The sequence below is a fragment of the Streptomyces sp. TM32 genome (assembly GCF_004122755.1).
GTDB lineage: Bacteria > Actinomycetota > Actinomycetes > Streptomycetales > Streptomycetaceae > Streptomyces > Streptomyces sioyaensis.
The window spans coordinates 1-11,986 of record NZ_SDIG01000182.1 but is presented as its reverse complement, the minus strand read 5'-3'; the positions used below and the strand labels follow the sequence as shown (position 1 = coordinate 11,986).

The following is an 11,986-nucleotide window of genomic DNA, read 5'->3' as shown; positions in this document are numbered from 1 at the left end:
CTGCACTGGTCACACTGGCGAAGACTCAGCCAGACACGCGCCCGCCACAGCCACTACACACAACGCGGACACACCCCATAACTGTGATTGCAGTATTAGTCGCTCGTGGCAGGCTCTTGCCCGGTGTCAGCCCCGCAGGTTTCGATGCCTGGCGTATCGGGCCGTATGACCAGCAGGATGTGGCGCGGGTGAGGGAGTTGGCTGCTGCGATGCCGCCCGAGGCCCGGGCGGTGCCGCTGGCCGGGCCGGCGCCGGTGCGCCTGCCCGAGGCGGAGCAGCTGTTGCGATCCTTCCTGGATGCGGTGGCCGATGCTGCCCCGTACGCCCGCCGCGCCGGTGGCCGCAGGCGCGGCGCCCTGGGCAGCTCAGGGGCCGCAGCAGGTTGTCCACCAGCGCAGCTGGGCGGCGGAGGTCGCCGCGGGGCTGGATGCGGGGGTGCGGGTCTCCCTGCGGCTGGAGCTCCCCGGCCTGCCCACCCGCGACCGGGACGGCATCGACGATCCGGGCGCCTGGCCCGATGCCGCGGAGGACGAAGACGGGGGCAGTCCTTTCCGGGCCGTCGTCCAGCTGCACAGCCTCGGTGAGGCCACCGTGGTGGCGGACGCCGCGGACATCTGGTCGGGCCGGTCGGCCGCCGGAGGCGTTTTCGGTCCGCGGACGAAGATCGACACGTTGCTGACGCTGCGCCGGGCCGCGCGGGCCTGGCCGCCGCTGGGCCGGTTGCTCACCGCCGTGGCTCCCGCCGAGCTGGAACTCTCGGACACCGAGGTGTCCGAGCTGCTGCGGGAGGCCGCCGCCCCTCTGGCCGCGGCGGGGATCGCGTTGCACTGGCCGAAGGAACTGGCTCGCGAACTGCTCGCCCGCGCCGTGGTCGAACCGGCCGAGAAGGCCGGCTGCGACCTGCCGTCCGTGCTGGGTACCGACACACTGCTCACCTTCCGCTGGCAGCTCACCGTCGGCGGCCGCGAACTGGACGACACCGAGCTGGACCGGCTGGCCGAGGCACAGCGGCCCGTGGTGCGGCTGCGTGACCAGTGGGTGCTGATCGACCCGGACGTGCTGGCCCGGGCCAGGGACCGCAAGGATCGCCAGCTCACCGCCGTCCAGGCGCTGGGCGCGGTCCTGAGCGGCAGCACGGACGTCGACGGGGAGCAGGTGGAGGTCACAGCTGGCGGCTGGCTGGCCGAACTGAAAGAACGCCTCACGAACCCCGAGGCCACAGCGCGCAGGGCGCCGCTGGCGCAGCCGGCCGCGCTGAAGGCGACCCTGCGGGACTACCAGCTGCGGGGTCTGGCCTGGCTGCAGCAGATGACCTCACTCGGACTCGGGGGCTGCCTCGCCGACGACATGGGTCTGGGCAAGACCATCACGTTGATCGCTCTGCACCTGCACCGCAACAGTGACCAGGCCACGGCCGGGCCGACCCTGGTGGTCTGCCCGACCTCGCTGCTGGGCAACTGGGCCCGCGAGATCGAGCGGTTCGCTCCGGGGACGCCCGTGCGCCGCTTCCACGGCCCGGCCCGCAGCCTGGAAGGGTTGGTGCCGGGCGAGTTCGTCCTGACCACCTACACCACGATGCGCTTGCACGCCCAGCAGCTTTCCCAGGTGGGCGCCTGGGGGCTGCTGGTCGCGGACGAGGCCCAGCACATCAAGAACCCCTTCACCGCCACCGCTAAGGCCCTGCGCACCCTCCCGACCCGAGCCAAGGTCGCGCTCACCGGTACACCCGTGGAGAACAACCTCTCCGAACTGTGGGCACTGCTGGACTGGACCACCCCAGGACTGCTGGGCGACCCTGTTGCCCATTCGTGGTGAGGCTGACGGTGAACCGGTGGTGCTGGCAGGGTTGTCGTGCGGTCGGTTTCTTCCTGTTCCCCGGCCGCGGGGGTGGGGATAGTCGTGTCGATGGAGCCGCAGCCGTGGCCGGAGCCGGCGTCCGAGGTGGCGCGGGCGGTGCGGGCGAAGAACTACGGGCGGCAGGTGCCGTTGCCGGTGGCGGTGCGCGACCGGCTCGGGGAGCTGTTCGCGGACAGCGAGTTCGCGCAGGCGTTCGGTGCGACGGGCCCGGGCCGGGTGGTCGCCGGGGCGTCTGGCGCTGGTGACGGTGTTCCAGATGGCGGAGAACCTCACCGACCGGCAGGCCGCCGAGGCGGTGCGGGACCGGCTCTCGTGGGCCTACGCGCTCGGGCTGGAACTGACGGACACCGGCTTCGACTTCACCGTGCTCTCCCAGTTCCGTACCCGGGTGGTTGAGCACGGCCTGGAAGAGAAGGTGCTGGACCTGCTGCTGGCCCGCCTCGTCGAGCGGGGCCTGCTGAAGGCCGGGGGCAAGCAGCGCACCGACTCGACGCATGCTGCGCCACGAGGCGCTCTGTCATATCCCCGGTTCAGCCGGGAGAAACTCGGAGGAATGTTTCTGGGTCCAATGACTTACCTGGATCTGAAAAGTGAAGGGAACCATAGCATGTCAGGAAAGTGTCGCTTGCGTTCAGGCGTATGAAGCAAGGCGATACGGGACCCGCGCGACATGGTCAAAGCTGGACTGCCTGTACCCCAATCTCCAGAAGGTGCAAACGAGTCTCCCACCGGAAAGACGCCTGAAACCGGTGCCATGCCCTGCGCCGATATAACGTGAGGGTCGGTGCAACTTCCGGGGTGTGGAGCGACTCCCAGTGAGGGAGTTCAAGGGGATGAATGGGGGACCTAAACCGCGCTATGACGTATGACAGAGACGAACGTGGGATCACCTAAGGGGCGCGAGCCCTATGGTGACAGAGGCCTCGTATTAGTCGTCGGAGTAACGCCCGACCAAGGAGGACGGGAAGTCCGTCCGCAGGGCGAAGGGGGCCAGGTGACTGGACAATCAAAACCCGCGAGGTATGCGTAATGCAGAGCGCCGAAACGGTATTGAAGGTCATCCGTGAACGCGGGAGGCGTGGCCTGCCGTGCAACGAACTGTATCGACAACTGTTCAACCCGGACTTGTATCTCGTGGCCTACGGGCGCATCTACTCCAACAACGGGGCGATGACACCCGGGGCCTGCGGGGAAACCGCGGACGGCATGTCCATGGGCAAGATCGAGCGCATCATCGACGCGATGCGCCACGAGCGCTACCGATTCCAGCCCGCGAGGCGCGTCTACATTCCGAAAACGAACGGAAAACTGATACCCCTCGGCCTGCCGTCCTGGACGGACAAACTTGTCGGTGAAGTGGTCCGGCTCCTACTGGAGGCGTACTACGAGCCGCAGTTCTCCCGTCGATCACACGGTTTCCGTCCCCATCGTGGCTGCCACAGCGCCTTGAGTGAAATTGAGCAGACATGGGGCGGGACAACCTGGTTCATCGAAGCGGACATCTCTGACTGTTTCGGAAGTCTTGACCATGAGGTCATGCTCTCGATCCTCTCAGAGAAAATCCATGATAACCGGTTCCTTCGGCTCATCAAAAAGATGCTGCAAGCCGGATACCTGGAGGACTGGGAATGGAACGCCACACTCAGCGGAACTCCGCAAGGCGGTGTGACATCCCCCATCCTTTCCAATATCTACTTGGACCGGCTGGACAAATTTGTCGAGACAGTTCTCATCCCAGAATATACCCGAGGAAAACGCCGCGCACCCAACCCGGCGTACACCAGGAAAACCGACGCGATCCACCGCGCCCGTAAGCGCGGAGACCGAGTCGCAGTCCGGCAATTGCGCGCAGCACGACGTGGTCATCCCCACGGGGACCCAAACGATCCCCAATACCGGAGACTACGGTACTGCCGCTACGCCGACGATCACCTTCTCGGGTTCACCGGACCCAAAGCCGAAGCCGAACAGATCAAGCAACGCCTGGCCCAGTTCCTGCGTGAAGACCTCAACCTGGAGCTGAGTCAGGACAAGACACTGGTCACCCATGCCCGTACCAGTGCAGCGAGATTCCTCGGCTACGAGATCACCGTCCAGCACAGCCGATGCCGACCGAAAGTCAACGGCCACATCCGGCTGCGCGTACCGCGAACGGTGATCAAGGCCAAGGCCGCCCCGTACCTCAAACACGGCAAACCCGAACACCGCACAGAGCTGATGACCCGTGACGACCCTATGATCATCAGCACCTACGGCGCCGAGTTCCGGGGACTGGCGCAGTACTACCTGCTCGCCAGCGACGTCGGGAGACTGGACTACCTGCACTGGGTGGCCCTGACCTCGATGCTCAAGACACTGGCCGCCAAGCACCGCTCGACAGTGTCGAAAATGGCCCGCAAGTACAAGGCCAAGGTCGACACCCCGTACGGGCGATACACGTGCTTCGAGGCCAGCGTGTCACGGCCGGGCAGGAGACCACTGACCGCCAGATTCGGTGGCATTCCTCTACGACGGCAGAAGACAGCGGTCATCGTCGACCGTCAACCAGCCCCGGTCACCGTCCGCCGCAAAGAGCTGGTCACCCGGCTCACCGCGCGGTGGTGCGAGTGGTGCGAGCGTCGCGCTCCGGTGGAGACCCACCAGGTCCGCAAGCTCGCCGGCCTCGACCAGCCGGGGCGACCACAGCCCGCGTGGGCGCAACTGATGGCCAAAAGGCGCCGCAAGACCCTCGTGGTCTGCGCGGACTGCCACCAGGCCATCCACGCTGGGCAACCAACCGCGACACCCACGGGATAGTCACCGGAGAGCTACGTGCATCGAAAGGTGCCCGCGTGGTTCGGACCGGAGGCCGTTGGAAAAGGCGCCGCACACAGCGGAAACCTCGCCAACGGCCTACCGGTGTTGATCAGCGCGGTGCGGGACCTGAACCGCCTGGAGCTCGCGGGCGAGTCGGTGCGTGCGGCGGTGGAGGCACTGACGGTGGCCGCCGGGCACCGGGTCGCTGCTGTGCTGGACGTCCCCGGCTGGTCGCGCCGCTACGACACCCGCGTCGACACTTGGCGTATGCCCGCTTCCGCCGCCAAGCGCGAGCAGATCGCGCTCACCTACGGCCGTGACGGATTCGCCCTGCTGGAAGCGGTCTACGACCCGCGCTCGGAGCACTGGCTGCGGAAACTTCCCGCTGTGCAGACCCTGCGGACGGGCTGCTGCAGAACTACACCCGCACCGCCGACCGGAACGGCCGCCTGGTCACCGCCCGACGCGAGAAGGCGGAGGACGGGGTGCCGGGCTGCCGCCCGGGCATCTACGCATCGCCTCCCCCTACGACCTCGACACCCGCTGGTCGGCCAAGCGCGACATCTTCTGGAACGGATTCAAGCTGCACGTCAGCGAGACCTGCACGGACGCACCCGAGAAGGAGCGCACCGCCCCGAACCTGATCACGAACGTCGCCACCACCGCCTCCACCGTCCCCGACACCAAGGCCCTGGACGGCATCCACCAGCAGTTGCAGCGCCGCGACCTGCTCCCGGACGAGCACTACCTCGACTCCGGCTACCCCAGCGCCGACCTCATCGTGGCCTCCCGCAAGACCTACGGCATCGCCCTGATCACCCCGGTCCTGCTCGACCAGTCCCGCCAGGCCCGCGCCGAGCAAGGCTTCCACGCCGACGCGTTCACCGTGGACTGGAAGTACCAGCAGGTCACCTGTCCCCACGACCAGGTCAGCTCGGCCTGGAGCCCGTGCACCCAGCACGGCCGCCCGATGATCGTAGTCAAGTTCACCCGCACGGTCTGTGGACCCTGCCCGGTCCGGGACCTGTGCACCACCAGCCGCCAGGGCTACCGGCAGCTGACCTTGAACCCGCGCCCGCTGACGGAGGCGCTGCGGACCGTCCGCGCCGAGCAAGCCGGCCAGGACCCGCAGGCCGACTACGCCCTGCGCGCCGGCGTCGAGGGCACCGTCCACCAGGCCCTCGCCGTCACCGGCAGCCGCCGGGCCCGCTACCGCGGACTGCCCAAGACTCACCTCGAACATGTCTACAGCGCTGTCGCCCTCAACCTGATCCGCCTGAACGCCTGGTGGAACGACAGACCACTCGACCGCCGCCACACCAGCCACCTCGCCCGACTCGAACTCGCCCTCGCTGCATAGCCGAATGGGCAACAGGGTCGCACATGTCCGCAAAGTGGCGGCCGACCAGGGCCAGGGCCCCGTGGCGATCCTGCGGCTGCTGGGCAAATCCGCCGAGATCCTGTCCCGCTACACGACGGCGGCTTCCCGCCCGCGCACGCCGCCGTCTGGCAGGCGGCCGTAGCCGGTTGCGCAACAGAACTGATCGAGGCCCGGCAGTGGCTGGCCGTCAGCCTGGGCAACCTCGGCGAACTCGCCGCCGCACTGGCCTGCACCCGTCTGGAACGGATGCAGTCCAGCGGTAGGTCTCCGGCCGCACCCGCACCCCCGCCGTGCGCACGTCCTGGACCAGGAACCCGGGGTAGTGGGGGTGAACGGCCTTGTACGCGTCGCGGTCCACCCGCACCGCCCCGCCCCGCCGGCCAAGCGCCGCATGCACCATGTCGACGACGAGGGACTTGCCGCTGCCGGCCTGCCCCGCGACGAACACCACCACAGGGTGCTGTTGTGCCACCGCGCCGCGCACGGCTTCGGGGAGCACCGTCGCCGTCAGGAGCGACTGGGACCAGTCGTCGGCCGGATCTTCGGCCGGAGCCGGTATCGACGGCGAGGGCTGGAACGGCGAACTCACGTACTCCTCCGAGCAGATCACGGTGCGGGACACGAAAGGCGGCAGAACAGGGGGCGGCTCGGGGCCAGGGCTTAGCGGGCGTAGGGGTTGGCGATGGTGTGCGTGCGCTGGGCGGTGGCCAGGACGTTCTCGGGGAAGCGGGGGCCGGCGACGTAGTGGCGGCCCTTGGTCTGCCCCACCGCCGTCAGCAGCCCTGCCTTGGTCAGGGCCTGCAGGTCCCGGGTGGCCTGCTGGGTGTTGATGCCTTCGGCCTTCTCATACCGAGAGCGCCTCACTCGCCCGACCATCGCCACCTCGTGCAGCGCGGTGATCTGCCGCTCCGTCACCCCGAAGGTGCTGGCGGCTTCCATGAGCTGCATCCAGCAGTCGTTGGAGCGGTCGACGCGGCGCTGTACCCGCTGGGTCTGCTGGTGGTAGGCGAGCAGGTTGAACCGGATCCAGGGCCCGGTGTCGCGCTCGGGTGAGTAGACCGGGCCGCCGACCTCGCGCAGCACCTTGTAGTACTCCCAGGTGTTGCCGGGCATGCCCAGCCACTCCTCGATGGAGGAGAACTCCGGCGCCAGCACCCCGCCGCGGGCGATGACCAGCGTCTGCAGGGAGCGGGACATCCGTCCGTTCCCGTCCGACCACGGGTGGATCTTCACCAAGTTCAGGTGCGCCATCGCCGCCCGCACCAGGACGTGGGCGTCCAGGTCGCCGTCGTTGAGCCAGTCCACCAGCTCGCCCATCAGGTCGGGCAGCAGGTCGACGTCAGGGCCTTCGTAGTCGGTGGCCAGCTCATCGCCGGGGGCGGTGATGCGGATCGCGGTGCGACGCCACCGGCCGGCCAGCCGCAGCGGATGGTGGTGGCCCTGCAGCATCCAGTGCAGTGCGTTGAGCAGTTCCTTGCTGTAGCTGAAGTCGACGGCGTCGTGCAGGGACTGGATGTAGGTCATGGCCTGCTGGTAGGCCAGCGTCTCGGCCTTGTTCTCCTCGCTGGCATCCACCGCATCGCGCTCGCCGTCCATCAGGTCCGCGACGTCCTTGGCGTCGACCTGGTAGCCCTCGATGGTGTTGGACGCGGCGATCGCGCTGGCCGTCAGCGCTTTACGCAGGTCCTGCGTCCACTTCGTCGGCACCTGCTGCACCGCATGGCGCAGCTGCTCCTGCAGAGAATTGATCTCCTCCAGGACCCGGCGATCGTCGGTGGTGAGGTGAGGCATCTGATACAGCATGAATAAATGATACCTCACCCCTATCATTCTCGCTAATTCGTCAGGCTGTACCTGGCAGCTCGGATAGTCAGACATCCCATCGCTTTGGGGTGTCAAGTCAGGCCACCGCCGGTAGCTGGCCGTGGTGGGCCCAAGCGGTGGCTTCGTTGTAGTGGGTGCGGGTCTTGAGGCAGCCGTGGAGGATGCCGACGAAGCGGTTGCCGACTTGCCGCAGGGCGGGGTTGTAGTCGAGGTCGCGGGCGCGCTGCTTGTCGTAGTAGCGGCGGGCTCCGGGCGAGTTCTGCAGTGCGCAAAACGCCTGGCGCTGGAGCGCGTCAGCGAGGCGGTTGTTGCGGACATAGCGGGCCTGGACGGTGTGGGCCTTGCCGGAGGAGCGGGTGATCGGGCTGGTGCCGGCGTAGTTCTTCCTGGCCCTCGCAGACGCGTAGCGGGTGGGGTCGTCGCCGAACTCGGCCAGCACCCGGGCGCCGACGATCTCGCCGATGCCGGGCATCGACAGGTAGACTCAGCGTCCGGGTGCGCCAGAAAATGCGCCTTCACCTCGGTCTCCAGAACACTTATCTGCTCGTTCAGAGCGAGCAACAGCCGGGCGTGTGCGCATGCCGCGGCAGCGTAGGCGGCGGCCACCGGGGCGGAGACCGTGAGCTGGAGCTCGCGCAGCTCCTTTTGGATCGTGGCGGCCTTCTGGTCGCGATTGCGGCGGCGGTGCCGGATCAGGACAGCAGCGATCTGCGTCTTCGTAAGTTTCTTCCCGGCTTCCGGGGTAGGCGCCTTGACCAGCAGTTCCAGGGCGTCGGTGCTGGTCAGCTCCAGACCCGCGTAGGCGTTCAGGGCGCCGGGGAAGTATTCGCGCAGCGTGTTCCGCAGCCGCTGGTAGGTGCGGGTGCGCTCCCAGATCAGGGTCTGGTGGGCGCGGGCCACGACTTTGACGGCCTGGGCCTGCTCGCTGTCCCCGGCGATCGGCCGCAGCTGGTCGCGGTCGATGCGGACCATGTCCGCGAGCGCATGGGCGTCGCCCCTGTCGCTCTTCGCGCCGGAGGTGCTGTAACGCTCCTTGAAGCGGGCGGCCTGGCACGGGTTGACGGCGTATACCTGGTAGCCGGACGCGAGGAGGGCCTGGACCCACGGACCGCGATCCGTCTCGATGCAGACCACCACCTGCTCGGGCTCCAGGTCCTCACCACCGTGCCTCGCGATCAGGGCGTGCAGTTTCGCGATGCCCTCGACGCCCTCCATCAGCCAGGCGGTGCCGAGCCTGCGCCCGGCCCCGTCCTGGACCTCGACATCGTGGTGGTCTTCGGCCCAGTCATCGCCGATGAACAGCACCCGCTTCTCCAACCTCTCGACGTACACGTGCATGCGGCCTGCGGAAGACACAGCTCGCGCCCTAATGGATCCAGTGCTCACGCTCATCGCACTCAGCGGGCACGCCATCCCATCAGCAGTCAGGCCTTCCGGCCGGACCAGCAGGGGCACGGTCTGACTTCAGAGCTCGAAGGCTCCGGCGAAGATAGTGCTCACCTGCTGGCGGCCACTCATCGAGTCTCACCTACGACCGATGAGCCCCATTAGGCGTAGCCTGATTAGTCACCCCATGACAGCGACCACACCCCCGCCCCACACCCACCACCAGGACATCCACACCGCGATCCCACTGACGCCCACCCACTGCCACCCCACCACCCACTCACAGCTGCACCCCGGAACACGTCGTGCAGCAGAACACGGGCACGACCAGGATCAGGAGCAGCGGCGCTACAGCACCGTCCCGGCCAGGGCCCGGCGGTCTCCGGTCAGGGCGTAGCGGCGGGCAGCGAGGCCGTTCTCGACCGTCTCGCCGATCTCGTCGCACAGGAGCGCCAGGACGTCGGCGGCCTCGGTGTCGGAGAGGTATGCGGGGGCGACTTCGAGCATCAACTCCCCGAGCTGGTGCGAGCACGCGGCCAGGTCGTCGACGACGGCGCGCAGCGCAGCGACGGCCGGGTCCGCCGGCGGTTCGACGGGCGCCGGGGGCGGGGCGGCCCGGACGTCGCGGACGGCCTGGCGGACCACGGCGCGCACCGTGGCGGGGTGAAGGGCTTTGAGGCCGCTGTGGGCGAGCGCGGCGAGTCGGCGGGTGATGATCTCCGCGACGACGTCCGTACGGCCGGAGACGGCGATCAGAGCCCGCTGGGACAGGCCGTAGTCGAGTGCGGCCGCCGCGCCCGGGTCGGTGTCTCGCGTGCGAGACGGCTGGGGGCCGGCGGTGACTGCGTCGTGGATCGCGGCGAGGGAGCGGGCGACGTCGAGGAGCCGGTACGCCTGGGCGCGGCTGATGCCGAACTCGGCCCGGCAGTACGCCTCCCAGCTGCCGTGTCCCAGGGGGAGCCAGACGCGGGCGGCGTGCGCGTCGCGGACCCGGGCGGCAAGGACCGCCACGGAGCGGCGGACGTCGTCCATCGCCTCGCGCAGCCCGGCCGTCAGTTCCCGGGCGCGGGCCGCGGTGAGCGGCTCCCGCGCCGGTTCTGCGCCGTGCTCCTGGTCCTCGGTGTGCTCGCCCACGACTCCATCGTCCTCCGCGCCGGCGGGCACCACCAGGGCGTGCGGGAGCACGGGGCGCGAGCTGCACCTCACACCCTCACAGCCTCATAGTTCACCTCGTGTACCTGGGGAAACGGCCTGTGAGCCTGCCAGCCTCACAGCGTGACGCTGGGGGCGTGCCACCAGTTCGGAGCCCTTGCTCGCCTGGATGAGCCAAAAGCGGGAACCGGGCCACGGTGCCGCGTCGCTGTCGCGTTCTACGCGTTCTTGAGGCATGGAGCTCGTACTCGAAGAGGCCGCGGTGACCATCAAGGTCGTGTCCGTGGGCGGCAAGCGGATGTCGAAGGCCATCTACAGTCAGCTTCCTCGCCGAAGCCCGTTGGATCACGACAGCGCGGTTCGAGGCCGGCTCTGGGGGGGGCGTGGTCGACCCGAAGTGCTGCCACACCATGCACGCGAAGGACTGGGCGCACTGGCATGTCCTGTACGAGTGCGATGGCGAGCTGGCGGTGTGGTTCCTCCGGCAGGAGGCGAGGAACGCTCCGTACAACCTGATCGCCGGTGGCCCGTACGAGCCGCGCTCGCGCGTCGACAGGGAGTTCGTGGACGCCTGCGCGTTGGAGACCCACCGTGGCTCCACCGACTTCTTCCAGGGCCGGCTGTTCGACCTGATCCACGACGAACAGATCACGGCGACGATCGAGGACACCAAGGTCTATCTGTCGTGCTCCGTCGCCGTGCTGAGGCTGCGCACCGCCAGGAGGGAACATCACGCCGCCGCAGAGCGGGCCGCCTCCCCGGTCGGCGTGCCCCCGTGGCCGGGATCGCGCTTCGCCACGCACTCCAAGGCCCACAACTTCGTTGCCGAGGCCGCCGCGACTGCCGAGAAGGAGACGGAGGCCGCCGCAGCGGCCCTGGAGCAGCTGTGTGATCAGCGCGAGCACAGTGTCCAGGACCTGTATGCCGATCTCGTCGCGGACGTTCGCCGCATCAAGCAGGCCCGAGAGAACTACGCCGTGGCCCTGGAAACGGTCGAGCAGCTGCCCCAGCTCTTCCTGAGCGCTTGAACCCCGGGATGTCCTGCTGGTGCTAGGTGGCGGCGGCGTAGTTGAGGCGGGGTGGAGCTCCGGGGTTACCGGAGCTCGAAATGCGGTGTCGGAAGGCTGTATCCGGCGGCGTGGATGTGCTCGCAGACAGGGTCCCGGGTGGTGAAGGCTGCACCAGTCTCACGGGCAAGGGCGGGGAAGAATTGCTGCGCCTGGGGCGACTGGCTGGTGGTACTCCAGTGGTAGTCCTCGCCGCCGTGCATCGCGCGCCGGACCATCCGTCGCCCCAGACCCTGGCGCTGCCAGTGGTCGGCAATGGAGATCTTCGCGATGTGGCCGCGGCGGCATGGTGCGCAGATGTTCCAGGACAGCAGCGCGGCGTCCCAGCCGTTTCGGTCGCACACGCGCAGGATCTGCAGGTCCACGGCGTGGCTGACCGGGTAGTACAGCCACAGCTGTTCGCGGAAGGGGTGCCGGCGCAGGATTCGTTTCCACTCGCGGTCGGTTACTGACTTCGGCTCGTCAGGGTGGCGTTGGGCTGTCGAGGGCGAGGCCGGTGCCGGCTATGAAGCCGTCGAGGATG

7 protein-coding genes and 3 pseudogenes are annotated in these 11,986 nt (G+C 68.2%); 5 read left to right on the top strand and 5 right to left on the bottom strand.

The window, feature by feature from the left end; all coding sequences use genetic code 11:
* Positions 1-95: 95 nt before the first annotated feature.
* From EST92_RS27515 to EST92_RS32640, 4 genes and pseudogenes are all read left to right on the top strand, one after another.
* A pseudogene (locus EST92_RS27515) lies at positions 96-1,791 on the top strand (SNF2-related protein); the annotation flags it as partial.
* 295 nt (positions 1,792-2,086) lie between these two features.
* Positions 2,087-2,353: pseudogene (locus EST92_RS32430) on the top strand (transposase); the annotation flags it as partial.
* A gap of 533 nt (positions 2,354-2,886) precedes the next feature.
* Entirely contained in the window at positions 2,887-4,653 is a 1,767-nt protein-coding gene (locus tag EST92_RS27505; RefSeq protein ID WP_174244153.1) for a reverse transcriptase/maturase family protein, read from the top strand.
* Between the two features lie 316 nt (positions 4,654-4,969).
* Positions 4,970-6,013 carry a transposase gene (locus EST92_RS32640; protein ID WP_161981780.1) on the top strand — a complete coding sequence of 348 codons (1,044 nt, stop codon included), beginning with the start codon at positions 4,970-4,972 and terminating at the stop codon, positions 6,011-6,013.
* Positions 6,014-6,221: 208 nt separating this feature from the next.
* Here the strand turns inward: EST92_RS32640 and EST92_RS27495 are convergent, their stop codons facing one another.
* From EST92_RS27495 to EST92_RS27480, 4 genes and pseudogenes are all read right to left on the bottom strand, one after another.
* Positions 6,222-6,656, bottom strand: coding sequence for a zeta toxin family protein (locus tag EST92_RS27495; RefSeq protein WP_254069051.1), 435 nt, complete (start codon positions 6,654-6,656; stop codon positions 6,222-6,224).
* Between the two features lie 38 nt (positions 6,657-6,694).
* Complete coding sequence (locus EST92_RS27490) at positions 6,695-7,837, bottom strand: Fic family protein (RefSeq protein ID WP_129283449.1); 1,143 nt, start codon at positions 7,835-7,837, stop codon at positions 6,695-6,697.
* A 97-nt stretch (positions 7,838-7,934) separates the two neighbouring features.
* Positions 7,935-9,163 (bottom strand): annotated as a pseudogene (locus EST92_RS27485) (IS110 family transposase).
* A gap of 429 nt (positions 9,164-9,592) precedes the next feature.
* Complete coding sequence (locus EST92_RS27480; protein WP_129283448.1) at positions 9,593-10,378, bottom strand: hypothetical protein; 786 nt, start codon at positions 10,376-10,378, stop codon at positions 9,593-9,595.
* Positions 10,379-10,806: 428 nt separating this feature from the next.
* Here EST92_RS27480 and EST92_RS27475 point away from each other — a divergent pair, with 428 nt between their 5' ends.
* Positions 10,807-11,424, top strand: a complete 618-nt coding sequence (locus EST92_RS27475; RefSeq protein WP_254069050.1) for a hypothetical protein — start codon at positions 10,807-10,809, stop codon at positions 11,422-11,424.
* 65 nt (positions 11,425-11,489) lie between these two features.
* Here the strand turns inward: EST92_RS27475 and EST92_RS27470 are convergent, their stop codons facing one another.
* A complete protein-coding gene (locus tag EST92_RS27470; RefSeq protein WP_129283447.1) occupies positions 11,490-11,828 on the bottom strand; it encodes a GNAT family N-acetyltransferase in 339 nt (112 codons plus the stop codon).
* Positions 11,829-11,986: the final 158 nt, after the last annotated feature.

What these genes read in the sequence shown, in the direction of transcription:
- EST92_RS27505 (WP_174244153.1), top strand. Translation starts at nt 2,887, where the DNA reads ATGCAGAGCGCCGAAACGGTATTGAAGGTCATCCGTGAACGCGGGAGG.
- EST92_RS27490 (WP_129283449.1), bottom strand. Translation starts at nt 7,837, where the DNA reads ATGCTGTATCAGATGCCTCACCTCACCACCGACGATCGCCGGGTCCTG.
- EST92_RS27475 (WP_254069050.1), top strand. Translation starts at nt 10,807, where the DNA reads ATGCACGCGAAGGACTGGGCGCACTGGCATGTCCTGTACGAGTGCGAT.